General features: G+C 59.3%; 36 protein-coding genes. 18 read left to right on the forward strand and 18 right to left on the reverse strand.

The window, feature by feature from the left end; genetic code table 11:
• Positions 1-39: 39 nt before the first annotated feature.
• The 15 genes from dapD to RHM69_RS28210 form a co-directional block, all read right to left on the reverse strand.
• Complete coding sequence (dapD, locus tag RHM69_RS28140; RefSeq protein ID WP_014717226.1) at positions 40-1,074, reverse strand: 2,3,4,5-tetrahydropyridine-2,6-dicarboxylate N-succinyltransferase; 1,035 nt, start codon at positions 1,072-1,074, stop codon at positions 40-42.
• Positions 1,075-1,105: 31 nt separating this feature from the next.
• Complete coding sequence (locus RHM69_RS28145; protein ID WP_282378625.1) at positions 1,106-1,468, reverse strand: ArsC family reductase; 363 nt, start codon at positions 1,466-1,468, stop codon at positions 1,106-1,108.
• A gap of 50 nt (positions 1,469-1,518) precedes the next feature.
• Positions 1,519-2,622 (reverse strand): phage integrase Arm DNA-binding domain-containing protein, encoded by a 1,104-nt coding sequence (locus RHM69_RS28150; protein WP_282378627.1) that lies wholly within the window; start codon positions 2,620-2,622, stop codon positions 1,519-1,521.
• Positions 2,603-2,845, reverse strand: a complete 243-nt coding sequence (locus tag RHM69_RS28155) for an excisionase (RefSeq protein WP_057975987.1) — start codon at positions 2,843-2,845, stop codon at positions 2,603-2,605. The genes RHM69_RS28150 and RHM69_RS28155 overlap by 20 nt, the downstream gene beginning before the upstream one ends.
• Complete coding sequence (locus RHM69_RS28160; RefSeq protein ID WP_282378630.1) at positions 2,842-3,069, reverse strand: hypothetical protein; 228 nt, start codon at positions 3,067-3,069, stop codon at positions 2,842-2,844. The genes RHM69_RS28155 and RHM69_RS28160 overlap by 4 nt, the downstream gene beginning before the upstream one ends.
• 545 nt (positions 3,070-3,614) lie before the next feature.
• Positions 3,615-3,860 carry a hypothetical protein gene (locus RHM69_RS28165; RefSeq protein ID WP_322255328.1) on the reverse strand — a complete coding sequence of 82 codons (246 nt, stop codon included), beginning with the start codon at positions 3,858-3,860 and terminating at the stop codon, positions 3,615-3,617.
• A gap of 86 nt (positions 3,861-3,946) precedes the next feature.
• Positions 3,947-4,579 carry a hypothetical protein gene (locus RHM69_RS28170; protein ID WP_282375590.1) on the reverse strand — a complete coding sequence of 211 codons (633 nt, stop codon included), beginning with the start codon at positions 4,577-4,579 and terminating at the stop codon, positions 3,947-3,949.
• A 10-nt stretch (positions 4,580-4,589) separates the two neighbouring features.
• Positions 4,590-5,147 carry a hypothetical protein gene (locus RHM69_RS28175; protein ID WP_282375597.1) on the reverse strand — a complete coding sequence of 186 codons (558 nt, stop codon included), beginning with the start codon at positions 5,145-5,147 and terminating at the stop codon, positions 4,590-4,592.
• A gap of 53 nt (positions 5,148-5,200) precedes the next feature.
• Entirely contained in the window at positions 5,201-6,229 is a 1,029-nt protein-coding gene (locus RHM69_RS28180; RefSeq protein ID WP_322255331.1) for a DNA cytosine methyltransferase, read from the reverse strand.
• A gap of 62 nt (positions 6,230-6,291) precedes the next feature.
• Positions 6,292-7,107 (reverse strand): YfdQ family protein, encoded by an 816-nt coding sequence (locus RHM69_RS28185; protein ID WP_282375587.1) that lies wholly within the window; start codon positions 7,105-7,107, stop codon positions 6,292-6,294.
• Positions 7,108-7,150: 43 nt separating this feature from the next.
• Positions 7,151-7,498 (reverse strand): hypothetical protein, encoded by a 348-nt coding sequence (locus RHM69_RS28190; protein WP_028619156.1) that lies wholly within the window; start codon positions 7,496-7,498, stop codon positions 7,151-7,153.
• A gap of 91 nt (positions 7,499-7,589) precedes the next feature.
• Positions 7,590-7,904, reverse strand: coding sequence for a hypothetical protein (locus RHM69_RS28195; RefSeq protein WP_282375580.1), 315 nt, complete (start codon positions 7,902-7,904; stop codon positions 7,590-7,592).
• Positions 7,901-8,263, reverse strand: a complete 363-nt coding sequence (locus tag RHM69_RS28200) for a hypothetical protein (RefSeq protein WP_282375578.1) — start codon at positions 8,261-8,263, stop codon at positions 7,901-7,903. The genes RHM69_RS28195 and RHM69_RS28200 overlap by 4 nt, the downstream gene beginning before the upstream one ends.
• Positions 8,264-8,567: 304 nt before the next feature.
• The gene (locus RHM69_RS28205) at positions 8,568-8,738 is read right to left on the reverse strand and encodes a DUF3927 family protein (protein ID WP_200600240.1); all 171 of its coding nucleotides are present in this window, start codon (positions 8,736-8,738) and stop codon (positions 8,568-8,570) included.
• Positions 8,738-9,172 carry a tellurite resistance TerB family protein gene (locus tag RHM69_RS28210; RefSeq protein WP_282375572.1) on the reverse strand — a complete coding sequence of 145 codons (435 nt, stop codon included), beginning with the start codon at positions 9,170-9,172 and terminating at the stop codon, positions 8,738-8,740. Before RHM69_RS28210 ends, RHM69_RS28205 begins: the two co-directional genes overlap by 1 nt.
• Before the next feature lie 727 nt (positions 9,173-9,899).
• Between RHM69_RS28210 and RHM69_RS28215 the strand changes: the two genes are divergently transcribed.
• On the forward strand, positions 9,900-10,211 hold the full coding sequence (locus RHM69_RS28215; protein WP_282375569.1) for a DUF1654 domain-containing protein: 312 nt from the start codon (positions 9,900-9,902) through the stop codon (positions 10,209-10,211).
• Positions 10,212-10,269: 58 nt separating this feature from the next.
• Here the strand turns inward: RHM69_RS28215 and RHM69_RS28220 are convergent, their stop codons facing one another.
• The 3 genes from RHM69_RS28220 to RHM69_RS28230 are packed head-to-tail and all read right to left on the reverse strand — an operon-like array spanning position 10,270 to position 11,941.
• On the reverse strand, positions 10,270-10,788 hold the full coding sequence (locus tag RHM69_RS28220) for a BRCT domain-containing protein (RefSeq protein WP_282375567.1): 519 nt from the start codon (positions 10,786-10,788) through the stop codon (positions 10,270-10,272).
• Between the two features lie 48 nt (positions 10,789-10,836).
• The gene (locus RHM69_RS28225; RefSeq protein WP_262376809.1) at positions 10,837-11,076 is read right to left on the reverse strand and encodes a hypothetical protein; all 240 of its coding nucleotides are present in this window, start codon (positions 11,074-11,076) and stop codon (positions 10,837-10,839) included.
• A 4-nt stretch (positions 11,077-11,080) separates the two neighbouring features.
• Positions 11,081-11,941, reverse strand: a complete 861-nt coding sequence (locus tag RHM69_RS28230) for a S24 family peptidase (protein ID WP_282375560.1) — start codon at positions 11,939-11,941, stop codon at positions 11,081-11,083.
• A gap of 95 nt (positions 11,942-12,036) precedes the next feature.
• Here RHM69_RS28230 and RHM69_RS28235 point away from each other — a divergent pair, with 95 nt between their 5' ends.
• From RHM69_RS28235 to RHM69_RS28315, 17 genes are all read left to right on the forward strand, one after another.
• On the forward strand, positions 12,037-12,291 hold the full coding sequence (locus RHM69_RS28235) for a transcriptional regulator (protein WP_282375558.1): 255 nt from the start codon (positions 12,037-12,039) through the stop codon (positions 12,289-12,291).
• Positions 12,292-12,373: 82 nt separating this feature from the next.
• A complete protein-coding gene (locus RHM69_RS28240; protein ID WP_169902699.1) occupies positions 12,374-12,796 on the forward strand; it encodes a phage regulatory CII family protein in 423 nt (140 codons plus the stop codon).
• Between the two features lie 149 nt (positions 12,797-12,945).
• Positions 12,946-13,611 carry a phage regulatory protein/antirepressor Ant gene (locus RHM69_RS28245; RefSeq protein ID WP_282375596.1) on the forward strand — a complete coding sequence of 222 codons (666 nt, stop codon included), beginning with the start codon at positions 12,946-12,948 and terminating at the stop codon, positions 13,609-13,611.
• Positions 13,612-13,622: 11 nt separating this feature from the next.
• On the forward strand, positions 13,623-14,399 hold the full coding sequence (locus RHM69_RS28250; protein ID WP_282375594.1) for a helix-turn-helix domain-containing protein: 777 nt from the start codon (positions 13,623-13,625) through the stop codon (positions 14,397-14,399).
• Positions 14,399-15,160, forward strand: a complete 762-nt coding sequence (locus RHM69_RS28255) for a replication protein P (RefSeq protein WP_282375556.1) — start codon at positions 14,399-14,401, stop codon at positions 15,158-15,160. The genes RHM69_RS28250 and RHM69_RS28255 overlap by 1 nt, the downstream gene beginning before the upstream one ends.
• A complete protein-coding gene (locus tag RHM69_RS28260) occupies positions 15,132-15,428 on the forward strand; it encodes a DUF1364 domain-containing protein (protein WP_282375554.1) in 297 nt (98 codons plus the stop codon). The genes RHM69_RS28255 and RHM69_RS28260 overlap by 29 nt, the downstream gene beginning before the upstream one ends.
• Positions 15,425-15,856, forward strand: a complete 432-nt coding sequence (locus RHM69_RS28265) for a VRR-NUC domain-containing protein (protein ID WP_282375552.1) — start codon at positions 15,425-15,427, stop codon at positions 15,854-15,856. Before RHM69_RS28260 ends, RHM69_RS28265 begins: the two co-directional genes overlap by 4 nt.
• Positions 15,853-17,133: a tyrosine-type recombinase/integrase gene (locus RHM69_RS28270; RefSeq protein ID WP_282375551.1), complete on the forward strand. Its 1,281-nt coding sequence runs from the start codon at positions 15,853-15,855 to the stop codon at positions 17,131-17,133. The genes RHM69_RS28265 and RHM69_RS28270 overlap by 4 nt, the downstream gene beginning before the upstream one ends.
• Before the next feature lie 16 nt (positions 17,134-17,149).
• The gene (locus RHM69_RS28275) at positions 17,150-17,437 is read left to right on the forward strand and encodes a hypothetical protein (protein WP_282375549.1); all 288 of its coding nucleotides are present in this window, start codon (positions 17,150-17,152) and stop codon (positions 17,435-17,437) included.
• Entirely contained in the window at positions 17,434-17,790 is a 357-nt protein-coding gene (locus RHM69_RS28280) for a hypothetical protein (RefSeq protein WP_282375547.1), read from the forward strand. The genes RHM69_RS28275 and RHM69_RS28280 overlap by 4 nt, the downstream gene beginning before the upstream one ends.
• A gap of 3 nt (positions 17,791-17,793) precedes the next feature.
• Positions 17,794-18,147 (forward strand): antiterminator Q family protein, encoded by a 354-nt coding sequence (locus RHM69_RS28285; RefSeq protein WP_128876626.1) that lies wholly within the window; start codon positions 17,794-17,796, stop codon positions 18,145-18,147.
• A 214-nt stretch (positions 18,148-18,361) separates the two neighbouring features.
• Positions 18,362-18,691, forward strand: coding sequence for an MFS transporter (locus RHM69_RS28290; RefSeq protein WP_282375536.1), 330 nt, complete (start codon positions 18,362-18,364; stop codon positions 18,689-18,691).
• On the forward strand, positions 18,688-19,032 hold the full coding sequence (locus RHM69_RS28295) for a hypothetical protein (protein ID WP_282375533.1): 345 nt from the start codon (positions 18,688-18,690) through the stop codon (positions 19,030-19,032). Before RHM69_RS28290 ends, RHM69_RS28295 begins: the two co-directional genes overlap by 4 nt.
• Positions 19,033-19,106: 74 nt before the next feature.
• The gene (locus RHM69_RS28300; RefSeq protein WP_322255332.1) at positions 19,107-19,466 is read left to right on the forward strand and encodes a hypothetical protein; all 360 of its coding nucleotides are present in this window, start codon (positions 19,107-19,109) and stop codon (positions 19,464-19,466) included.
• The gene (locus tag RHM69_RS28305) at positions 19,457-19,831 is read left to right on the forward strand and encodes an HNH endonuclease signature motif containing protein (protein WP_282375530.1); all 375 of its coding nucleotides are present in this window, start codon (positions 19,457-19,459) and stop codon (positions 19,829-19,831) included. The genes RHM69_RS28300 and RHM69_RS28305 overlap by 10 nt, the downstream gene beginning before the upstream one ends.
• 159 nt (positions 19,832-19,990) lie before the next feature.
• Positions 19,991-20,476: a phage terminase small subunit P27 family gene (locus tag RHM69_RS28310; RefSeq protein WP_282375528.1), complete on the forward strand. Its 486-nt coding sequence runs from the start codon at positions 19,991-19,993 to the stop codon at positions 20,474-20,476.
• Positions 20,476-22,203 carry a terminase large subunit gene (locus RHM69_RS28315; protein ID WP_282375526.1) on the forward strand — a complete coding sequence of 576 codons (1,728 nt, stop codon included), beginning with the start codon at positions 20,476-20,478 and terminating at the stop codon, positions 22,201-22,203. The genes RHM69_RS28310 and RHM69_RS28315 overlap by 1 nt, the downstream gene beginning before the upstream one ends.
• The last annotated feature ends 4 nt before the right edge of the window (positions 22,204-22,207 follow it).

Here is a 22,207-nt window from a genome sequence, read left to right on the forward strand (position 1 = left end):
CCCCCGAAGGTGCGGCCGCTAGTGGCATCGAGTGGCTGCTTAGTTGTGAGCGTGCAGCGCTTCGTTCAGTTCGATGGCCGATTTGTGGGTTTTGCACTCCACGGCACCGGTCTCGGAGTTACGACGGAACAGCAGGTCTGGCTGGCCAGCCAACTCACGCGCCTTGACCACCTTGACCAGTTGGTTCTGCTCATCCAGCAGGGCAACCTTGGTGCCGGCGGTGATGTACAGGCCCGACTCCACGGTGTTGCGGTCGCCCAATGGGATACCGGTACCGGCGTTGGCGCCGATCAGGCAGCCTTCGCCCACCTTGATCACGATATTGCCGCCGCCCGACAGGGTGCCCATGGTGGAGCAACCGCCGCCCAGGTCCGAGCCCTTGCCGACGAATACGCCCGCCGATACGCGGCCTTCGATCATGCCCGGGCCTTCGGTGCCCGCGTTGAAGTTGACGAAGCCTTCGTGCATCACGGTGGTGCCTTCGCCTACGTACGCGCCCAGGCGGATACGAGCAGCGTCAGCGATACGCACGCCAGCCGGTACGACGTAGTCGGTCATTTTCGGGAACTTGTCCACCGAGAACACTTCCAGCAGGTCGCCACGCAGGCGCGCTTCCAGTTGGCGCTCGGCCAGTTCATTGATGTCGATAGCGCCCTGGCTGGTCCAGGCCACGTTCGGCAACTGCGGGAACACGCCGGCCAGGCTCAGGCCGTGGGGCTTGACCAGGCGATGGGACAGCAGGTGCAGCTTGAGGTAGGCCTCAGGCGTGGAGGTCAGCGCTGCGTCTTCGGCCAGCAAGGTCGCGACCAGCGGCGTGTGGCTTTCGGCCAGGCGGCTGAGCAGGGCGGCCTGGGTAGCATCGACGCCTTTGAGCGCGTCGGCCAGTTGCAGGGCCTGGCTCACGGTGAAGGTGATCGCCTGGTTGCCTTCGGTGTAACCGAGGATCGGTGCGATGGCGGCAACGATTTCAGCCGACGGGTTGAGCAAGGGCTGTGCGTAAAACACTTCCAGCCAAGCACCTTGGCGGTTCTGAGTGCCGACGCCGAAGCCCAGGCTGAACAGGGAATTGGACATGCTGTTACCTCTACAAAAATGGAAGGCTGGCCTACTTGAGGGCCGCCGAATAACTATCTGGCTTGAAGCCAATCAGGGTTCTGTCACCGAGATCGAGCACCGGGCGCTTGATCATCGAGGGTTGTGCGAGCATCAATTCAATGGCTTTCGACTGATCGAGATCGGCTTTGCGTTCGTCTTCGAGTTTGCGAAAGGTGGTGCCCGCACGGTTCAAAACCACCTGCCAACCGTGCTCGTTGCACCATTGGGTCAAGTGTTCGCGGTCGATACCGGCTGTTTTGTAGTCATGGAACTCATAGCTCACCCCGTGCTCATCGAGCCAGGTGCGCGCCTTTTTCATGGTGTCGCAGGCTTTGATGCCGTAAAGCTGTAAGTGATTGATTTCATTGGGCATAAAATCCTCCCCAAAACTTCCCCAATATCGCCCAAAAATTCAGCCGTCGATTATGCCACGTCGATCCACTCAGCGCCTCGGCTGTCGCGGTACAGATCGGTCATTGTGGCCGAACGGTGACCGAGTAGTTTCTGGGCGTCACGGCCTTCAAGCTCGTGAAGTCGTGCGGCCAGAGAGCGCTGCTCGTGAAAGGACGGTGGCTGGCGCCCGAAAGTTATCCCCAGCTTCGCCCCAGCCTTGTCGCGCGCTTCTGCAAATGCAGAGCTCAGAGTGTCCAGCACCAGCGGCTGGCCAGCCTTTGCCCGGCCCGAAGCTTGTGCATGGTGCACCAGGTGTTGTGACAGAACGCGGTCGCGGCATTGTTTAATTACGGTGGATAGATCCAGGCCGACCGACTCGAGGCGAAGCGCGGTGCTGATCCGCAGCCTGGCCCCGGTCTTGGACTGAACGACATGAAGGAAGCCGTCGTGCACGTCCTTGAAAAGCATCGAGGCTATATCGTCCCGGCGCTGGCCAGTCAGCACCGCCAGTTCCATTGCCCTGCGAAGCCATGGTTTCTTGGCTTCCTCATAGATTGCCTTCCACAGTTCCAGCGTCAGCCGTTCGCGCTTGATGCTCACCCGCGCGGCCTTGGTCACTTCGACCGGGTTGGCGTCTGCCCACCCTCGCGCCTGAGCCTCGGCGAACACGTCTCGCAACAGCGAGCGCATCGCCCTGGCCATCTGCGCCTTACCCTCTTTGGCCATGCCCGTCAGGTAATCGGCCACATCCATCGTCGTGATGTCCTTAATCCCCTTAGAGCCGAACACAGCTGCCAGCCGGTTTATCCGCATGCCCACGTTCTTGTTGCTGCTGGCGGACAGCTTTCGCTCGGCGAACAGCTCTCGGTACTCTTCCAGCCATTCCGAGAACAATTTGCCAGCTGCTGGCGCCGGGGTGCTGATGCGTTCTGCAAGCGTTGGCTTGATCGCGTCTGCGTGGTTGGCGGCGACGGCCTCACGGATCGCGGCCTCCTTGTCCTTGCCCAGGCCGAATACGCGACCACTGACCGGATCGCGGTAGGTGTAATAAGTGACGCCGTTGCGGGCGTCAGTCTTGCGGTAGAGATTGGGCGGAAGATCCTTTGACCCGGTGTTACGCGGCCTGGGCGCCATTGCGTGCTCTCTCTATTCTGCTGATCAGGCTCCCGCCGACAATCCGTGCGGGCTGTTGATCAGGTTCTTGGTAGTGGGCGTCGGACTCTACATAGTAGTTGCGCCCGTGCTTGACCGGTACCGGCGCGATTCGGCCCTCTCGGGCCCATTTGCGCAGGGTGTTGGGGCTTGGCGGTGTCTTGAACTCGGCCGCCGCCCATTCATCCAGGGTGACTTTGCTCATTCTTCCCTCCCGACGACCACCGTGGGCCGCGCTGTCTTGATGATGTGAACGATCATGCCGAAGGTGAACAGCATCCAGGCGCAAGTGCCGCCGAATGCGTAGAGAAGGTCGGACGTCTCTCCGTCCATGACCAGTTCGGGGGCGATCCAGAAGATCCAGCAGACGGTGCCAGACACGTACAGCGTTATGCCCATAATGAGCAGGGTGAGTTTTATTGCGAACATGCGAATACCTCGCCCGCCGCTCACCGGCAGGCATGTAGGGATATTTGGAATGCCGTGGGATTCCGCCAGCGCCGCAGAAAGTTCAACAAGATTGAGCTAAATCACTTATCTGCCTGGAAAGGGAGTACAAGTGGCGGACTCTCTAATGCGGATCGACATCATGTTTTTAAAGAAACGAGGGCGAGTGTTTTGGGACTGGTCCGATTGCGAGCTTCATTCTCGGTGTCACGATGGCCTGCTTCCGGATGGGGGGCAGATTGACGTTCAAGTGCGTACCTCTCGAAGAGGTTTGGTTCAGCTGTTTGTGGGCGCATACAGCGCAAGCGGTGGCGTACTCTTTGAGGAGTACTACAAGGAACGCCAAGGAGAATCTATGACTTCAGCCCTGGCCTTCGGTGTGGCAAGGGCTGCGATGCTTACAGCTGTGAAGCTTTCACCTATCCCTTCCACTAAACACTTTGGGATCTATCGCAACATTTGACTTCTTGCGCCGGCTCATTCCGGCACTTTCTAGGGGAAGACGTAGGCGAACCAGAGGGTGGCGATCATGGCTTTTCGCTCCGATAAGCGCTGATGGTGGCAGTGATGGTGTCGCCAAAGACAAACCAGATGACGAGCCCGACGCCGATTACTGGCCAAGCCCATTCAGGCATCAAGCCCAGCACCAGGATCACCGGCACCGCGATTACGAGGGCAACTACCGCAAGGATCATCATCACGACGAAGATCCCGAGGTCACGCTTGGCGGATGCTCTGGCCGCTGACAACGCAGCTTTAATTTTCGCTTTCATTGGGCGATACCTGTCCTTGCCGCTATAGCGGCTGACTTTGAAGGGGGAGGGTTTACAGGTTTTGCGGGTGGAGTACGGATGTACTCCTATCGGGAATTGGCGGCACGCTTTCGAAATTCGTAAACCATGCTGCGCAGATCTACCAGTGAATCCTGCAGGTCACCGCGTGCGGAGTCGATATTCTCAAGCATCTCGCCTTCGCCTTCGTCGCCACCCTCATCGACAGCCAGCAGAGCCAGGCCGTATGCCTGGAACTTCGCCAACACGTCATCGGCTGACTTGGCCATGTACTCGGCGTGCTCGATGGCGTAGTCCTGTGGCGACCGCTCAGGCAGTACCAGCCCTACCGGCGCGGGCTGCTCGGCGTGGTCGAACATCGCCTTGTATTCAAACCCCTGATCCCCCCAGGATTCGACCACATCCCATTCCTGCGTGAAGTGGTTAATCGCGTTGCCGCGGGTCTGCACCCAGCCATACGGCTCATTGTTTTCTGTCTTGCCGCACTTCGTGCATGTCAGCGTGAACTCACCGTCGTCCGTCCATTCATGGGCGCATGCCGCCGCCTCACCCTGGCGCTGCAGCTTCAAGGTTTCGACCTGTTCATCGCGCTGGTTGAGCAGCTGTTGCAGGGCGTCACGCTCACGGATCGCCTGAGTGTGCTTGCCGCGCCAGTGCAGCACGGCGTCCAGTTCTTCAACTGTTTGAATTACCTTGCTCATACTCAAACCCTCAATTGTCTGTGCCGGTGTAGGTGCGCCATGGCACCTTCACGCCGTTGACCAGAAAGCCCCAGTCACCACGCCACTTGCTGGTGATGAAGAGGGTGTATACGCCGCCTGGTGATATCTGGTCGATGCGGTGGTACTCGCCGTGGTTGAGGCGGGCGGTGTCGCCGACGCGCCGATCGATGTATTCGGTGGCCTGGGCGCCTGAAGGGACGTTGAGGCCTAACAACACCGGGGCTTTGCTATCGAGCAGTCGCTGCTCTACGTACCAACCGCGCAGGATGATGGTGCGCGCGTTCCACGGGTGGTCGTGCAGATCCCGGTCTTCGTCGTGCCACATGATGTGGTGCACGCGGAACGACCACGGGCACCACCACAGCGCGGGCTTGTGCGTTTCGCGGGAGTAGGGGTTGAACAGCCACCAGCGGCCCATGTACATCTCGGTGTCGTCGGCGGACATGATGTGCAGGTACGGGGTGCGCTGGGCGCGGGTGATGAGCCAGGCGGCAACCGCCGGGCGGGCAAGCAGCTTGGCGACCAGGCGCCAGAACAGGTTGATCACGGGGATTCCTTGCCGGGCCATGCCCGGCGGTGGAGTGGGGGAGTTATGCGGCGTCAGTCGTTGTCGATCGAGAGCAGGGGGAATGCTGTTGCTGCCACTCGCGGAACCTGTCCATTGCCAAGGGCTTTAATTCGGTCCACCCGATGGGCCACCCCATCAGCCACTCGACCCATTCCGGGTTCAGCTGGCCACCGTCGGAAGCCATCACTGCGTGGTCGATTCGGTCGTTCACACGGCTCTTTCCGGACTTGCGTATCAGGCTCGCCGGTGACGAACCTTTGCTCGCGCTCGCGCTCGCGCTCGCGCACGGCGTCGGCCAGGACCGGGCGGATACCGCTTCGATCAATGTTCCGCCTTCCCGGCTCTTGCGCGGTGTCACCCTGCCGCCCTTCGTCGCCAGTGTTGCCGTTGGCGTTGGCCATTGTTTCACTGCGCTGCTCAGGCCCCATCCGGCATTCTTGCTGCTGCCTGGCTGGTTGTGGTTGCCGTGCACCGTCGGTGTCGGCCAGAGCATTACTTCGGCTGATAACTTCGGCTCGCCCCGACTGTTCCACTTTCCGCCCGGCCGGCTCACAGCATCGTCCGCGACTATCGTTTGCCACAATCCAGATGCGGTCACGCTGATGGGGCGCTCCGCAGTCGGATGCTGAAACAATGCACCACTGCGCGTCATACCCCATTTCGGCAAGGTCACCGAGGACCACGGCAAGTCCTCTTCCCACAAGCAAAGGTGAGTTTTCCACGTAGACGTAGGAAGGTCGTACTTGGCCGACGATTCGCGCCATTTCACGCCATAGCCCAGAGCGGGCACCATCGATGCCGTCGCCATTCCCGGCAGCTGATATGTCCTGACATGGGAATCCGCCAGAAACCACGTCAACAAGGCCGCGCCATGGCCTTCCGTCAAAACTGCACACGTCAGACCAAATCGGGAAAGTTGCGAGGGCTCCATCGTTTTGTCGTTGCGCCAGAACTTGTGCGGAGTAGGCATCACGCTCAACGGCGCAGACGGTGCGCCACCCGAGCAGGTGGCCGCCGAGTATTCCGCCACCAGAGCCTGCGAAAAGAGCCAGCTCATTCATAAATCTCCCAGACAAGAGAAAGGCGCCCGTAGGCGCCTGGTGGTGTTGCGGGATGGGTTGCGTTACTTCGGATCGAAGGCGCCCAGGGACAGTGCAGCGGATTCGCCAATTTTGGCTTGAAGCACAGACTTGAATTCCTGGGCGATGTCTTCGCGCTGGACCTCTTCGCCAACCCAGCGAAGTTTCAGCACCGGCACTGCGCCGCTGGTGATGACCGATAGGCGCAGAGTGATGACTTGTTCGGTTAAGCCTTCGAACGGGACGGTGCTGAATTGCAAGGACACCGGGAGGGTTTCCTTGCTGCGGGCCTCGATCTGATCCATGGCGCTGCGGCTGGCGCTGGTCTCGCCCACGGTGGTTTCCGATTCACTGGAAGCCTTGATGGTGATGGTGCGCACGGCGGCAATGGCCTTGGCCACCGGGATAGCGTTGCCAGCTTCATCAACCGGGGTGAGGTACTGGTGCCAGTCTTCGATCCAGTCGCTCAGGTCTTTCTGGCTGATGCCGCGCCCACCGATTTGCTGGGCGGCGGTGTAGCCGGCGGTTGGCTTCAGCTTGAGGACGGCGCGGTCATCGGCGTGACCGGGCACATCGGCGGTGCCCAGGTTGAACAGCAGCACACAGCTCATCGCGTCCTGATCAATGAAGCCGCGGGCGCCAAGTGCCGCGCGTTCCACCACGTACGCGCTGAAGTCTGCCAGCGAGTGAGTGCTGTAGGTGCCACGGAAGCGGCTGCGCCCAGCCTGGAACTTCTCTAAGTCGATGACTTTCGAGCTTTCCGGCAGCACCACGGTAGGGACCAATGTTTCCAGCTTCTTGCCGTTGGCTTCCAGCGCCGTATCGGTGATGAGCTGGATTGCATCTTTGGTAAGTGACATCGCTAATTTCCTTTGATTTCGGAGGGGTGGTGAGCGGGATAGGTCAGGTGCGCTTAGGAATCGGCGCGTCGTCGCGGCTAAACAGCTGGTCGTGCTTCTCCGCGAAGAGAGTCACGCGGCCGCCGGTGCCCACATGCATGGGCGTATCAAGGCTGGTGTTTTCGCTGCGGGTACCGCGCTTGGTCGGCACCTTGTAATCGAGCTTGTGCTTGATCTTCACCTGGTGCGATTCGCCGATCTGGCTGAAATCCAGGGTGATCACCAGCTTTCCGGCCTTGCCGTGGTCAACCACGCCTGCCGCTACTTCGGAGATGGCGTGGCCAATTTGGCTGGCGAATGCGCCACCGTTGAGTTCTTCAAGAAACTCGGCTGTATCTGTTGCGGTTGACATGGCTGTTTCTCCGGTATGGCCTGCAGGCCGCTGGGTGGGAGGTTGAATTGCGATTGTCGAAGGCGCTGGCGCACCAGGCTGTTGATGCGCTTCATGGGTTGCTTGGAAGTTTGAAGCCGTTCTCGCGAGCAATGAGGCGGGCTCGCTTGTAGTCGACGCCTGCGGCAAGGCATGCCTGGTGGAGGGAAGCGCCTGAGTCGACGGCCTCTTTCAGCTTCGGCGCGATCTTGTCGCGTTCGGTGCGGAGCTTGTTGCTACGCGTGCTTTTGATTGGCCCACCCACTTCGCCGCTTACGCCTGGAGCAACTTCCTGCACCGCGTTGCCGGCGCCGAAGAAGGCGTCCAGCTGCTTGTTCAGGTCGTTAATGATCGAGTCCCGTGGATTGGGCATTGGAACGCCGATCATGGTTGCGCACCGTAGTAGGCGAACAGCACCATCATCGCCGCGAACCTGGCCGTCCAGCGGAGCATTCGGAAACCGAAACGCCGTGACGTTGCCTTTGCCGCGCTGAAGAAGTCAGCGTTGCGCTCGAGCTGGTCGGCGTACTGGCAGGCGCCATCGTGGCCGGTGCGTGCGCCGCGGGAAACGCCAGTGTTGCGCTCCACCACATCGAACAGGTTATTGCCGAGCGGTACCACGTTGAAGCGGGGCACCTTCACTGGCTCTTCGCGACCGATCTTCATGTACATCTCCGAAGTGGAAAGCGAAACACGTTCCCGCAGGGCCTGCAGAACGGCTTGGCTTTGTTGGATGGCTGGGTTCATGCCGACTCCTTGGTTGTGGTTGCGTTTATTCGTCAGCAGCCTGACCGCCTGGTGGGTGCCGGTGGGCCCAGGGGAGGGTGCTGACGAATAAAGGCAGTCCGTAAAAAGCCCGGTAGGGACCGGGCTTTTCGTTGCGTTACATAGACCTCCCTATGTGACGCCGGGGTGGCGGTCGAGCGCCTGGGTGTTATTCGTGCATGGCTGCCAATCCTCCGTGCTGGGTGGGTTGAATGCAGGTGGCCAGCGTGTGCTGGGTTGTCGTCCGCATCCCAAAGCCCACTCAGCGAATGGGCAGAGGTGATGCTCAGCGTTGTTTGATCAGCGGCCAGATCAGAAGCAGGATCAGCACCGCAAGGAACCCGTCGGCGCACATGCTGATGATTCGAGACACCGAATCGATCAGTACCACGCCGATGAGCAGAGCGAAGATGAGAAACGCACGCAGGCGTTTAACCAGCTCTGTGATCCCTGGCATTACAGGTGGTCTTTCAGGTTCAGGCCCAGCAGCTTGGCGCTACGCTCCAGGGCGATCATCTCGGCTGGTTCGATCTCGCCGTCTGCCTCGGCCACGGTCAACATGACGTTGAGGACGGTCAGCGCCTCGGCCGGCGAGTGCGCCAGGTCGCCCAGTTCTTTCTCGGCGTTCTGGCGCAGGATGCGAGCGCCGGACTTGAAGTCGGTTTTGGCTCGGTCGATGGTGTTGGACAGCTCAGCGCCGAAGCCCTGGAGCGCCGGGTTGTTGCTTAGGATGGTTTCGATCTTGGACAGCTCGCTGTCTTCCAGCTCGCCGTCGGCAGCCGCAACGTAGATCGAGCCGTACACCACCGCTTCCATCAGGTCGCGATTAGCCAGCTTGGCGACTGCTGCACGAGCCTGGCCGGATTTCTTGCCGAACAATTTGCCTAACATGGTGATTCCTCTTGCGCTGGGTTGATTTCCCGTCAGGCCCGTTTGCGAAGGCCTATCGGTGAAATCCCGGTCCCTCTACTGGAGGCAGACCGGGGTTGTTGCGTCGTCGGTGTTGGCCAGTTACCCGCCGCTGATTGCAGGGCTGGCCGTTTGTCTTCGTGGGTGGGCTTCGAGCTTCCTACTCACAGCGTCAAACAGCATCTGTTCGCCGTGGATCACAGGTCCTTACAACATGCACGCTACAGCTCTGAGTGCCCTGATTGAGTGGGGCAGGGTGCATGAGGTCCGGCGGTCCCAGCCGAAGCTATCGGGCCCGCTAATTCGATTCAGTGTCTCTCCCGTCTGCCGCTGGGATTCGCGGTGCGCATTGCTTGCCGGGTCATTCACTCGGTTCTGGCGTTTCACCATCGAGCAGCCGTACAAGGTTTTCCCTGTCGTGGGCAGGCTTTCGGGCCTGTCTGCTCGCCGGTCGCCGGTAGAGGCAATGCGGTCTGTTGTTTGTTGCGCTGGCTGTTAAAGAGCGGTGGTGCTCAGCAGTGGCGGTGTGTCACTGCGATGGAATGAACAATAAGCTAATGCCTAATCATCTGTAAATAGGTAATGCCTAATTATTTCATGATTTCGGTGTACTCGATATTCCGTTTTTGGAGATGACTTTCTCGCAAGCCCTGATATAAGCTGCGCCTAAGCTGTATGGATATACAGCATTTGTCTGGGAGGGGATTTCATGGCGAAGAAGCAGGCGGCACTGTCGGTACGGCAAGAAATGAGTGGCATGGAGCGGCTGGGGCTGCGCGTCTCATCGATGATCAATCACCCGGTGGCGCAGGCGCAGCGCTGGGTCACGATTCATCGGCTGGACACTGATGGAGATCGGGAGTGGGAAGAGGTGCTTGGCGTGATCGCCGACACTGATGAACTCGAGCTGACTCTCAATGATGACGGTAGCGTGACGGTAAGGTGGGAGCAGCAAGAAGTCGAGGAGGTGGGAAGGGGAGAGGTCGAGTTTGAGCCAGAAGAAGAGGCGGCGCCTTTCTGATGGACAATAAAAAGCCCGCTCGCTGGCGGGCTTTCTGTAATGCATGGGGTCATGCCTGCTAAGGCATCTCGCCTGTAGCTATCAAGCTCAGAAACTGCTCTGCATCAATAATGAATGCTCCGGCGTCCTGTGCTTTCGAAACCTTCGTAGGCCCGGCGTTGTCGCCATAGCAGAGAAAAGTCAGAGATTTTCCAGGAGTGCTCATAACTTTGAGTCCTGAATCCATTGCCTTTTGCTCAAGCTCGGCACGGTGCGCCGCCGCAAAGCCAGTGAAAAGAATTTGGTTAATCCCGCCGGGTGGTGTCTTTGGCTGTGGATGGTGGGAAGAGGCGGCCGATACGGCCATGTCCGCTGGACGTGGTTTTGGCAGCAGCTTGGGAGCAGGTGGCGCGGCGTCGTTCAGCAGCAACTCAGCCCCAAAGTAAACCTCAACTATGCGATCTTTCCTGAATGTTTTGGGGAATGAGTCTGCCGCGGACCTCCCCTGAATGTAGAGCGAGTTCTCTGACCACTGGATCAGCTCGCGCTGACTCAAATCGCCCTTTGCATCCCTGTAACTGAACTTGATGATTTTCACCAAAATCGCTCCTTCGTGATGATCGAGTGTTCAGATCCGTTGCGCCTTCTATTCAGGCTTTCCCCGCAAAATCCTTCCTGCCTTCACCTCGTCCACATACCCCGTCAGCCGATCCTCGTCCGCATGAAACACGGCGCACAACCTCAGCACGGCCTGGGCGTCCGATTCATTCCCTGCAAGGCTAAGTCGCTCCGCGACCCTCATCAGCTCTACGGCTGACCACTTGAGGTCGGAGGCAATGCCTTGTAGGTCGCGCTTAAGGTCTTGGTTTGGCTTGGTCAAGGACATAGCGTCATACCGATTGTCCGTTCCACACGTAAAGCACTCGAGCAAGGATGTGGGTGTCATCCACCCGGATATCCTCGGCGTCGTGGTGCTTGTTGTCCGAGATCATCTTGAAGCGGTCCTTTCCTTTCTTCTGCAGGCGCTTCACGTACAGCATCTCGTCGTGGGAGAAGAGGTATATGCCGTCGCCGGTGAACTCCCGGATCGTGATGTCTACGAGTAGCGGGTCACGGTCTTTGATCGTCGGAGCCATCGATTGACCCCACCCGGTGATCATCTTGAGGTGGAAGTGCTCTTTGAACGTGACACCCATCTCGCGCAAATGCTTGGGGCTGACCCGTATGTCTTGAAGCATCTCTGGGAATTCGTGCGGTATCTGCCCGCCGCCCATCGCTGCGCGCACGTCGTAGTGGGCAATCCATACCTCGTCGCCTACTTGGCCTGGGCGAGAGAAGTCGACGTGTATGACGTTTCCTGAGTCGCTCTGCTCTGCTGCGGCCAGCAGCCTGTTCCGAGCATCCTCTGAAAGGCTTTTGCCCTTGGTCGCCAACATCTGGCGGACCATATCCGCTGCAGAAGAAGCCATTGATTGCCCGTCATTACTGCGCTGACCAGGAGAGTCCTCGTTAGCTTCCTCGAGGTTTTCGTAGGAGAAGCCTGGGCGTAGTCCCCAGTGCTCAGGGCCAACGACATCGGAAAAGTAGGCGATCACGTCCATCAGCTTTGATTTATCGATTCTGCCGTTTTTCACCCAGCCTTGTATCGACGGAGGCTTCACGGAGAAGTCGTCTGCGAGATTCTTTTTCGATACGCCCTTGGCGATCCGCGCGGCCTCAATGGCGGCGCCTAATTCTGGTCCGGTAAGCATTGCCTAATTAAGCCTATTGCGTTGTTGGTTAGGCAATGACTTGCCCGTGATAAGGTAATGCCTTATATTCGGCATAAATCTCCAGGAGAGAACTCATGAAGTCAGCAGAAGCGGCCAAAGAAGCATCTCGCTTGCTGGGTAGTCAGGTGGAAATGGCGCGCCTGCTGAAGGTCACTGCACCCACCGTTAATCAATGGTGCTCCGGCGAGCGACCTGTTCCCGCAAAGCGTGCGATTCAAATCGAAGCATTGACCGGCGGCGCCGTAAATCGCGCCGATCTTTGCCCATCTTTTCCATGGGGGCAGATCATTTCTGCGGCCGGCGATGCTGCGCAGCAGACCGCCGCCTGAGATCCCTGCGCAGCACTCCATTGACCAAATGATCGCCTTAGCACTGCAAAGGCGCCACGGAAACAAATTTGAGGTTTTACGAATGGAAGATTTCTTGAGGGCTTGCCACACCACCATCAAGGAAAGTGGGGCAGAGGAGTTGGCGGGGAAGATGTGTCTTGCGCATGTGAGCCTGCTGCAGCGCTCGAACCCGGATAACTCCGCTCACCACCTAACCATCGAGCATCTGTTCGGTGTCTTGCTGCATACCGGCGACATGCGGCCCTTGATGGCGCTCGCAGACAAGTTTGGTTATGAGCTGGTCGCCCGTGAGAAGCCCGCGGCCAAACCGTTGATGGTTGCCCTGGGCCACCTGTCCGCCGAGTGCGGTGACGTCGGTCGATTGATCTTCGATGCTGCCGCTGACAACCACATCAGCCAGCACGAAAAAGCGCAGGGCGAGAAAGCAATTCAGGAAGCAATCGAAGCGCTGCACATCCTTCGCGAATCGCTGAAGGCCGCCTGAATCGCAGGCATAAAAAAACCGCCTGGCAGGGCGGTCCTTTCAACAGCAATAAAACTTGTGGGGCCATTATGAACATCAATACCGCTCCAGGCAATACCCCCCATGTCGCGACACTTTTCCGACCAGATCAAAACGTGTCGCGACACGCGATGTCTTCCCGCGAGATAGCCCAACTCACCGGCAAGCGGCATCCCGACGTGAAGCGCGACATCCAGTCGATGATCCGCGACCTGAAAGAAGATGTGAGCAGTTTTGCTCACATCTATTTGGACGCGCAGAACCGCAATCAAACCGAATATTTGCTGGATCGTGAGCACACTGATTGCTTGCTGACCGGTTACAGCGCCCCGCTGCGGATGGCTGTTGTCCGCCGCTGGCGCGAACTCGAGGCATGCTCGGAAGCCCCGAAAATCCCGACAACGCTTCCTGAAGCATTGCGGCTTGCGGCTGACCAGGCCGAGGAAAACCTGCGCCTGATTGGAGTCATTGAGCTTCAAGCGCCGAAGGTTGCGGCCATCAAAAGGCTTGCTGCTGCGGAAGGGGCAATCTGCATCACGGACGCAGCCAAGCACCTGGGCATGCCACCGTCGAAGCTCTTCGACTGGATGCAGGCCAACCGCTGGATCTATCGCCGCGGTGGCTCCACTCGCTGGGTCGCGGCAGAGCCCCGCATTCGCTCCGGATACATGAAGCACAAAGTCACCGCGCTGAAGCCCGACACCGAGACTGGCGTCGAGCGTGCGGCATTCCAGGCACTGGTAACACCAAAAGGCCTGACCTACCTGGCCGAAAAGAATATTGGAGCTTCGCTGTGAGCGTTCAAGCAATGGGCTGGGCGCTTGCCCTGCCAACGGAAATTCTCAAAGATTCGAGCGCGCGTCACGTGCTGCTTTGCCTCGCCAACTACGCCGGGCCTAACGGTGCTGGTGCCTTTCCATCCGCCTCGACCCTGGCACAGGACACCGGCCTGTCTGAGCGTACCGTCCGCTACAAGCTGGACGATCTGGAGAAGTCCGGGTTGATCCAGAAGGGCAATCAGGCTATCGCCGCTGTGCACATCGATCGTCATGACCGCCGCCCAGTCGTTTACGACCTTCAGATATCGCGGGGTGCAAATCCTGCACCCCGTACAAAACGGGGTGCAGATGACGCAACGGGGTGCAACGCACAACAGAACGGGGTGCAGCCTGGAACAGAACGGGGTGCAGCAGCTGCACCCAATCCACCACTTAACCATCAAGGAACCGAAGAGCAGCTGCAGCAGCGCGAGATTGATGCCGCGCTCGCCGAACAGAACAGCGCCGCCATCGAACCGCAGGATGATCGCCAGCGCTTCGCCATGTTCGCCACCTGGGTTCCGAACGAGAAGGGGCTGTCCGATCAAATCACTATCGCCGGGCTTCCTGCCGATGCCGTCCCTGAAGCGGCGATCCGGGCGTTCATGGGGTTCTTCGTCGCCAAGCCAGCAACCATCGACACCTCCGCCGGCTGGTGCTACCGGCTGGTTCAGTGGGTCAAGCGCGAACGCGTGAAAGCTTCGGGGCAGGGCAAGGCTCCTGACTTCGATGACACCAGCTGGGCGAACGATCTGGGGGATCTGTGATGGAAATCAAGAAGCCACGCAGCACCGAACAGCTGCTCAGCACGATGGGCAATCTTCCGCCGGTAACGCTGGTTCAGCCGAAGCAGTTGCCGCCAGGTACCGCCGACGTCGTGAACGCGCTGTTCAAAGAATTGCAGGCGATTTTCCCGGCCTGGAAACAGGCTTGGCCTGATGCTGAATCGCTGAATGCCGCCAAGCGCAGCTGGATCAAGGCATTCATCGTTGCAGGGATCACGACCCTTGAGCAGATCCGATACGGGCTGCAGAACTGCCGGCAGATCGGGGGAGACTTCGCGCCAAGCGTCGGCAAGTTCATCAAGTGGTGCCAGCCGACACCCGAGATGCTGGGCATTCCTTCCCACGACAAGGCGTTCCGTGAGGCGCTCGAAAACTCCCACCCAAGTCGTTTTGGTGCGCGCACCTGGTCTCACCCGGCAGTCCGTCATGCAGCCTTGCAGTGCGAGCTGCATAACCTCGGCGACTTGATCCCGGAGAAGGCCAGCAAGGTGTTTGACCGGGCTTACGACATCACCATACGCCGGCTGGTGCAGGGGCTCCCGCTCGAAGAAATCGCAGTGGGTATTGGTTATGACGGCAACAAGTCGGCCGCCGATCTGGCTTCTGAGCTCACCGAGCGAGTTGCCAGTGCGCAAGTCGCCCGGATGGGCATCAAGACGGATGGCAAAGCTGCCCGCCAAGAGTTGCTGGCCAGATTCGGTATTGGGAGGCGCAATGAGCAAGCTCACGAAGGCCGCGCGTGACCGTGACTGCCAGGTTCGGTTTCCTGGCTGCTCTTGCGAACCGTCCACCACTGTCCTGGCGCACTACCGCCTTGGCGGCACCTGCGGTATGGGCATGAAGCCGAACGACTTCCAGGCCGCCTGGGCATGCGGGTACTGCCATGACATCGCCGACGGCCGCCTGCGTGCACCTGTGCAATTGAGTCGTGACGACGTTCGGTTGTACCTGGCCGAGGGCGTCATGCGCACCCAGGACATCCTCATTCGGGAAGGGAAGGTGAAGCTTTGAAGCCGTTCACCGCGAAGCCGTTCAGTCCGAAGCCCGCGCGCGCCAAGTCTGTGGATCGTGAAGGCCTGGAGCAGGCCGCGCTGATCAAGGAAATCAGCCTGCGCTACCCGGCGGCCGCCAAGTTGATCTATCACGTCCCGAACGGCGGGCACCGGCACAAGCTGGTGGCGATGAAGCTGAAAGAGCAGGGCGTGAAAGCCGGAGTTCCCGATCTAGTGCTGCCGATGGCTCGCGGTGGTTATTTCGGGCTGTACATCGAATTCAAAGCCAGGGCGCCCTATGACGCCGACGTTTCCCCGGCCCAGGACGCATATCTGCAGGCGCTTACCGATCAGGGTTATCTGGCCATCGTTTGCCGTGGGCACGTCGACGCCATTGAGGCAATCAGGGCCTACCTTCTTCAACCTCAAACCAAGGTCGCTGCATGACCCAGACAATGCTCACTTCGTTTACCGATGCGGAGATCCGCCGGCAGGCCGGCAATACCAGCGTGCGCGACCTGCGCGATGCTCGATACCCAGGCGTGTACTTCCGCTTTCATCAAAACCGCGAACGCGGCACTTGGTACCTGGTGTCGGGCGGCAAGTGGGACAAGATCGCCGCGTTTCCTCAGTTGCCGGTGAAGGGGTTGATCGTCGCGTTGCCGAAGATCCGCGAGCGTCTGGCCGCTGACCCAAAGGCCTCGGCCGCCGCCGGCACCTTGCAGACTGTCGGCGATCTGCTGGACTGGTTTACCGCCCGCCAGGCCGTTGATCGCAGTCTGTCGTCCAAGCGCCGGTCTACCAACACCTCGATAATCTCCTGCCACCTGAAGCCGCGGCTTGCCGATATCGCCGTGGAGGCCGTGGACCGTTCCACGCTCGACAAGCTGGTCATGTGGCCGATGCAGGCTGAAATGTCGCTGTCCTACGTCCGATTGATGTGGGGCGTGCTGGTGGTTGCGTTTCGCCAGGCCGAGAAGTTGCGCCTGATCACCACTAACCCCATCGCAGGGTTCAAGTTCACCGACTTCACCAAGGCCCGCATTCAGCCCAAGCCATCACGCCTACGCGCCGTGCAGCTCGAGGAAGTGATCGGGCAGCTGGCCGCCGGCTTCGATCAGCACCCACAGGATTGCATGCTGGCCCTGATGATGCTGTGCCACGGCACGCGCGCAGGGGAGACCAGGCAAGCGCAGTGGTCCCACTTCACCCTGGGCGAGCAGGGCGAGTGGTTTATTCCCACCGAGAACACCAAGACCCGCTGCGAGCATCACTTACCGCTGACTCACCAGGTATGCGCGCTGCTGGAGCGGTATCGGGACTGGCAATCAGCCAAAGGCTACAGGGGCACCTACGTGTTCCCGGCGCGAGGCCGTGGGCCGATCAGTGACAGCCAGGCCTGCGCAGTATTCACCAGGCTGGGCAAGGGCGAGTGGACGAGCCACGACCTGCGCAAGGTGGCCCGAACCGGGTGGACAGACCTGGGCGTCGACTTCCTCATCGGCGAGATGCTGGTGAATCACACGCTGACCCGCAACGTGCAGACCTACATTCACACGTCGGCCGAACTGCTCAAGCGCGAGGCGTTGGTGAAGTGGCACGACTGGTTAGACGGGAAGGGTTTGAACCTTATTCACCGCTCGACCATGACTAGAAACGGAAATTCGCACAATGACGCCGAGGCCTTGAATGGCGCGGCCTCTAGCCAAATTCAGAAACCATAAAAGGCGAGGTTTAAAAATGGCGAATCAGGCGCGTTTTACCCCGCTCCCGGAGTTAGTCCGGCTGGCTAAAGTCGCGACGGCGGGCGGTTGCGATATCGCTGAAATCATTGCAGACAGGTGCTCGATGTATTCAGCCCAGGGCGCTCTGATCGACTTCTATGAGGCAGCCACACCAATTGCGTTCCTGGCCCTTGTGTCGATGAGTCGCGAGCATATGGAAGGGGCGCATCGAACCCGAGCCCGCTGCGTCCAGCTTGAAGCAGAACTATCTGAGCTTCGCGCTCAGTTGCCGGAGGCCAAATGAAGAAATCCCACGGCCCAGCATTCCGTGCCGCCCAGCTCGACCTGGCCAAGTGCCCGGCATGCCGTGGTCGCGCAGTGATCAAGGGTGTATTCCACGAACTGGCCTGTGTGCAGTGCAACGCATCGGGCTGGGTCACCGTCGAAACTGGTGAAGCGCTGCCGCTGGAGGTGCTGGTGACGCAGCTGAGCATGCGTCTCCAGGCGGCTGAAAACCGGGTTGAATTCCTTGAGAAAGAGAGCCCTCAAGCGCGGTTCAGTCGAATAGTCCTCGGGGAGCCGTACAGCGGTGAGTCTGAGCAGTACAACCAGAACAACCGTCGCGGCGCCGGCGGCACCAACTACACAGGGGATTGAGCCATGGCCTTCACACCGACATTTAAAGAACGCACCGCCGAGGATCTGCTGGAGCATTGGGGCCGCTGGGTTGTACTGGGATCTGGGGTCTCGTGCTGCGCGTCCCGAGAGAACACCATCCTTTCGCCGATGATCACCGACGACGACGCCCTGATGATCGATGGTCTTATGGGGCGACTGCTCAAGCGCTACCCGGAATGCGGCCAAGTGCTGATGAAGTACTACACCACCCGCGACAGCTCGCTGATGGAGGTCGGCAAGAAAATGGGCTTCGGCGAAGAGAAGACGCGCGGGCTCTGGAAGGCGGGTATCGCGTGGATTGACGGGGCTTTGGATATTCGCCGTCAGGCCGCTTGACAGCCCCGGTCCCTGCATATAGATTTCAGTTACTTTGCGGTTTTTCCGCGAGCAAAGCCCGACCCTAGAGTTGGGCTTTTTGCTTTGTACAGTTAATCGAGCCTCGGCGTATGCCGGGGCTTTTTCGTTTTCGGCTCCACCACACCCATTGCGCCGAGCTGGGAGTGCTGTTGGGGCCGATTCAATTCAGGTCATGCCCCACGGAGTCGAGCGCATGGAGTTTCTGCATCGCCTGCTCGATAAGACCGAGTGGCTAGTCGCCGGTCTGATCGGCGCAATCGTTGCCAGTTGGTGGCACAAGGATGACCTTGCCGACTGGCGTGCCTGGTTGATCTTCCTGATCACCGGTGTCGCTTGTTCGCTTTATCTGACTGGAATGGTAAGCGCCTATCTGGGCGTGACCGAGCCGAGCATTGTTGCCGGAATCGGCTTTCTGCTGGGCACCTTCGGTGGCTCGCTCCTGGCAGCAATCAACCGAGCCATTAAAGCCGCTGACCTCTGGGCTCTGATTCGCCAGCGGTTCGGGGGAGGCAATCCACCATGAGTCTTGAACTGATCAACTCCATAGCCTGCGGCCTTATCGCTCTGTGGGCCGCCTGGTGTGTCCTGAGTGGGAAAGTTAGAGACGGCATCCTCGGCAAGCTGATCTATTCAGCTATTGCCATCAGCGGCTTTGTCGTAATGACGCGAAACCAAAACATCTTCTTTGGCCCTACTACCGCCGGGCTTACGCTCCATGTGTCCTTGGCATTGGCAGGCGTCAGGCACGTGTTCATGGTGACCTACTGGCAGAGAGTGAAGGCATGGCTCTGCAAGGTTTTGAGTTGCGAGCACTGCCTTGGCTGCGACAAAGCACCTCACGGCGTTGAGCGTCGGAACAAGTAGCCGAGGTTGAATCATGGCCTGCAGTGGATGCGCCGCCCGGCGCGAATGGATCAACAAGATGACGAGGCTGGCATATGAGCGAGCAGAAAAACTATTCAGACCAGATCCAGAAGATGAGCCCGGCCAAGGGCGACCTGCTGGTGGTTACTTGCCCGAGCCCACTGACAATGGAGCAGCGGCAAAGGATGGCAGACAACCTGGCGCCCTTGGCTGATCGGCTGGGTGTTCAGCTGCTTGTGCTTGATGGTGGTGTGACTGCTTCCTTGCAGCCAGGTATTCAAGGTCTGCTGGATGAACAGAAGAAGCAGACGGCGATCCTCGAGCGAATGGCCGAGCAGCAAGGCCTGTTGATACAGGCACTGGCAGAGGATCAGGTTGAGCAAGGCCCTGATGCCCGATCACTGACGTACATGGATGGCACCCCGTGCCTTTGAGGCCGCAGAAGCCATGCAATGCCCAAGGCTGCAACACGCTGACCCGAAACCCTCGGTACTGCGATGAACATGCCCACCTACTCAAGAGTTCGACCTGGGCCAAGCCTCGGGAGAGCAGCACCAAGCGCCACTACAACTACAAGTGGCAGCAGGCAAGGGCAGGCTGGCTGGCAAAGCATCCGCTATGCAGGTGTTGCGAGCAGGCAGGCAAGGTGGTCGCGGCGACTGATGTTGACCACATAGTTCCGCACAAGGGCGACATGGTCCTGTTCTGGGACCGGAACAACTGGCAGAGCCTGTGTGGTCCGTGCCACTCCAGCAAAACAGCCTCAGAGGATGGTGGTTTCGGCAATTCCCGGCGCTGAAAGCAAAAAAGCACAGAAAAATCAGTGAAAATCGATCAAATGAGAATGGTTCGTGCGGGAAGGGAGGGGGAGGGTCGAAAGTCTGGGCCTTTTCGCTTCTAGACCGCGCCCTCAATCGTTTTTTTACACCCGCGAAATTAAAAAGTCAGGAGTTGCGCGATGGGAGGCACCGCCACGGTCGCCGGCCGTGGTCGCAAACCCAAGCCAACGGCCAAAAAAGCGCTAGCCGGAAACCCCGGCAAGCGCGCGCTGAACACAGCCGAGCCGCAGTTTTCCAAGATCACCCAGATTGACCCGCCAGAGTGGTTCAGCCCGCGGGCGGCCACTATGTGGAACATGATTGTTCCTGAGTTGCTGCGCGAGAACGTGGTGGCGATCACGGACCTACACAACGTCGAGGCCTTTTGTAGCGCCTACGACAATTGGCGGCTTGCGCAGGAATCGATCACGCAGCATGGCATCGTCGTTACCGGTGCCACGGGCGGGCCGATGAAGAACCCCGCACTTACCGCTGCGAACGAAACAATGCGCCAGATGGTGACATTCGGTTCGATGCTGGGCCTGGACCCGGCCAGCCGCACACGACTCATCGGCGGCAACAAGGAGAAAGAAACCAACGAATTTGCCAACCTGCTGAGAACCTGATGACCAAATCTGCCCATCCCAATGTCGACAAGGCAACGGCGTGGGGACGGTCATTGCTCCGCGGTAAGGTGCCGGCGTGCCGCTACATCCACCAGGCAGTGCAGCGCCACTTCGATGATCTGGCGGCTAGCCGCAAACGTGGGTTCCGTTTCAAGTTCGACCCGGCCAAGGCAGAGAAAAAGCTCAAGCTGATGCAGCTGCTGCCGCATACCAAGGGTGAGTGGGCATTCAAGCGTCAACTGATCACGCTGGAGCCCTGGCAGCTTTTCGGCCTGGCCGTGACTTTCGGCTGGGTCAAGAAGAAGGGCGGGCACCGCCGGTTCCGTGAAAGCTACTGGGAGGTCCCCAGGAAGAACGGCAAGTCAGTTGTTGCCGGTGGTGTGGGCATCAGCATGTTCGTCGCCGATGGCGAGTTTGGTGCTGAGGTGTACGCCGGTGCGACCACAGAGAAGCAGGCGTGGGAGGTTTTTCGCCCCGCCAAACTGATGGTCAGCAAGTCGCCGATGCTGATTCAGGCCGCCGGCATCGAGGTGAACGCCTCGAACATGAACATTCCGTCCGACTTCAGCCGGTTCGAGCCATTGATCGGTAACCCGGGCGACGGTGCATCGCCGAGCTGCGCCATCGTCGACGAATACCACGAACACCCAACCTCGGCCCAGTACGACACCATGCTCACAGGCATGGGCGCCCGGCGTCAGCCGCTGATGTTCATCATCACCACGGCCGGCGCCGACATTGAAGGCCCGTGCTACGACAAACGCCGCCAGGTCGTCGAGATGCTGGCCGGCACTGTTCCTGACGAAGAGTTGTTCGGCTGGATCTGGACGCTCGACGAAGGAGACGACTGGACCGATCCGAAGATGCTGGCCAAGGCCAACCCGAACCACGGGGTTTCGGTGTTCCAGGAGTATCTGGAGAGCCAGCAAGCCAGGGCAATACGCTCTGCTCGCTTCGCGAACACGTTTAAAACTAAGCACCTCAACCTCTGGGTTAGCGCGAAGTCGGGCTTCTTCAACATGGAGGACTGGAAATCGTGTGAAGACACCACGCTCACGCTCGAGCAGTTTGAGGGACAGGAGTGGATTGCAGGCTTCGACCTGGCGCGAAAACTGGACATGAACTCACGGGCGCGGCTGTTCTGGCGAGTCATTGACGGCAAGACGCACTATTACAGCGTAGCGCCTAAGTTCTGGGTGCCCTATGACACTGCGTACGACAGCGACAACAAGCGTATGTCCGAGCGTTTCCAAGCCTGGATCAACTCCAAGCATCTGGAAATCACCGACGGCGCCGAGATCGATTACCGAGAAATCTTCGAAGACACCAAGGAAGCCAATCACCAAGCGCCGGTCCGCGAGTGTCCGATCGACCCACACGGCGCAACCGGCCTCAGCCACGATCTCGACGACGAAGGCTTCAGTCCAATCACGATCACGCAGAACTACACCAACATGTCCGACCCTATGAAGGAGCTCGAGGCGGCCATCACCGCAGGCAGGTTCCATCACGACGGGCATCCGATAATGACCTGGTGTATCGCCAACGTGATTGGCAAAAACATGCCAGGCAACGACGATGTCGTGAGGCCCATCAAGCAGGGGGACGACAACAAGATCGACGGCGCGGTAGCGCTGATCATGGCCATCGGCCGGGCGCTGATTCTGGCCAACGACAACAGCAGCAACATCAGCGACTTCTTCTCAAAACCAATCATTGTTGGATAACACA

Origin of the sequence: Pseudomonas sp. CCI1.1, assembly GCF_034348165.1 — a bacterium.
Classification (GTDB): Bacteria; Pseudomonadota; Gammaproteobacteria; order Pseudomonadales; family Pseudomonadaceae; genus Aquipseudomonas; species Aquipseudomonas paracarnis.

Bases quoted from the DNA above. Each gene is read 5' to 3' on its own strand.
- dapD (WP_014717226.1), bottom strand. From the start codon at position 1,074: ATGTCCAATTCCCTGTTCAGCCTGGGCTTCGGCGTCGGCACTCAGAAC.
- RHM69_RS28145 (WP_282378625.1), bottom strand. From the start codon at position 1,468: ATGCCCAATGAAATCAATCACTTACAGCTTTACGGCATCAAAGCCTGC.
- RHM69_RS28150 (WP_282378627.1), bottom strand. From the start codon at position 2,622: ATGGCGCCCAGGCCGCGTAACACCGGGTCAAAGGATCTTCCGCCCAAT.
- RHM69_RS28155 (WP_057975987.1), bottom strand. From the start codon at position 2,845: ATGAGCAAAGTCACCCTGGATGAATGGGCGGCGGCCGAGTTCAAGACA.
- RHM69_RS28160 (WP_282378630.1), bottom strand. From the start codon at position 3,069: ATGTTCGCAATAAAACTCACCCTGCTCATTATGGGCATAACGCTGTAC.
- RHM69_RS28165 (WP_322255328.1), bottom strand. From the start codon at position 3,860: ATGAAAGCGAAAATTAAAGCTGCGTTGTCAGCGGCCAGAGCATCCGCC.
- RHM69_RS28170 (WP_282375590.1), bottom strand. From the start codon at position 4,579: ATGAGCAAGGTAATTCAAACAGTTGAAGAACTGGACGCCGTGCTGCAC.
- RHM69_RS28180 (WP_322255331.1), bottom strand. From the start codon at position 6,229: ATGAATGAGCTGGCTCTTTTCGCAGGCTCTGGTGGCGGAATACTCGGC.
- RHM69_RS28185 (WP_282375587.1), bottom strand. From the start codon at position 7,107: ATGTCACTTACCAAAGATGCAATCCAGCTCATCACCGATACGGCGCTG.
- RHM69_RS28190 (WP_028619156.1), bottom strand. From the start codon at position 7,498: ATGTCAACCGCAACAGATACAGCCGAGTTTCTTGAAGAACTCAACGGT.
- RHM69_RS28195 (WP_282375580.1), bottom strand. From the start codon at position 7,904: ATGATCGGCGTTCCAATGCCCAATCCACGGGACTCGATCATTAACGAC.
- RHM69_RS28200 (WP_282375578.1), bottom strand. From the start codon at position 8,263: ATGAACCCAGCCATCCAACAAAGCCAAGCCGTTCTGCAGGCCCTGCGG.
- RHM69_RS28205 (WP_200600240.1), bottom strand. From the start codon at position 8,738: ATGCCAGGGATCACAGAGCTGGTTAAACGCCTGCGTGCGTTTCTCATC.
- RHM69_RS28210 (WP_282375572.1), bottom strand. From the start codon at position 9,172: ATGTTAGGCAAATTGTTCGGCAAGAAATCCGGCCAGGCTCGTGCAGCA.
- RHM69_RS28215 (WP_282375569.1), top strand. From the start codon at position 9,900: ATGGCGAAGAAGCAGGCGGCACTGTCGGTACGGCAAGAAATGAGTGGC.
- RHM69_RS28225 (WP_262376809.1), bottom strand. From the start codon at position 11,076: ATGTCCTTGACCAAGCCAAACCAAGACCTTAAGCGCGACCTACAAGGC.
- RHM69_RS28230 (WP_282375560.1), bottom strand. From the start codon at position 11,941: ATGCTTACCGGACCAGAATTAGGCGCCGCCATTGAGGCCGCGCGGATC.
- RHM69_RS28235 (WP_282375558.1), top strand. From the start codon at position 12,037: ATGAAGTCAGCAGAAGCGGCCAAAGAAGCATCTCGCTTGCTGGGTAGT.
- RHM69_RS28240 (WP_169902699.1), top strand. From the start codon at position 12,374: ATGGAAGATTTCTTGAGGGCTTGCCACACCACCATCAAGGAAAGTGGG.
- RHM69_RS28245 (WP_282375596.1), top strand. From the start codon at position 12,946: ATGTCTTCCCGCGAGATAGCCCAACTCACCGGCAAGCGGCATCCCGAC.
- RHM69_RS28250 (WP_282375594.1), top strand. From the start codon at position 13,623: ATGGGCTGGGCGCTTGCCCTGCCAACGGAAATTCTCAAAGATTCGAGC.
- RHM69_RS28255 (WP_282375556.1), top strand. From the start codon at position 14,399: ATGGAAATCAAGAAGCCACGCAGCACCGAACAGCTGCTCAGCACGATG.
- RHM69_RS28260 (WP_282375554.1), top strand. From the start codon at position 15,132: ATGAGCAAGCTCACGAAGGCCGCGCGTGACCGTGACTGCCAGGTTCGG.
- RHM69_RS28270 (WP_282375551.1), top strand. From the start codon at position 15,853: ATGACCCAGACAATGCTCACTTCGTTTACCGATGCGGAGATCCGCCGG.
- RHM69_RS28275 (WP_282375549.1), top strand. From the start codon at position 17,150: ATGGCGAATCAGGCGCGTTTTACCCCGCTCCCGGAGTTAGTCCGGCTG.
- RHM69_RS28280 (WP_282375547.1), top strand. From the start codon at position 17,434: ATGAAGAAATCCCACGGCCCAGCATTCCGTGCCGCCCAGCTCGACCTG.
- RHM69_RS28285 (WP_128876626.1), top strand. From the start codon at position 17,794: ATGGCCTTCACACCGACATTTAAAGAACGCACCGCCGAGGATCTGCTG.
- RHM69_RS28290 (WP_282375536.1), top strand. From the start codon at position 18,362: ATGGAGTTTCTGCATCGCCTGCTCGATAAGACCGAGTGGCTAGTCGCC.
- RHM69_RS28295 (WP_282375533.1), top strand. From the start codon at position 18,688: ATGAGTCTTGAACTGATCAACTCCATAGCCTGCGGCCTTATCGCTCTG.
- RHM69_RS28300 (WP_322255332.1), top strand. From the start codon at position 19,107: ATGAGCGAGCAGAAAAACTATTCAGACCAGATCCAGAAGATGAGCCCG.
- RHM69_RS28310 (WP_282375528.1), top strand. From the start codon at position 19,991: ATGGGAGGCACCGCCACGGTCGCCGGCCGTGGTCGCAAACCCAAGCCA.
- RHM69_RS28315 (WP_282375526.1), top strand. From the start codon at position 20,476: ATGACCAAATCTGCCCATCCCAATGTCGACAAGGCAACGGCGTGGGGA.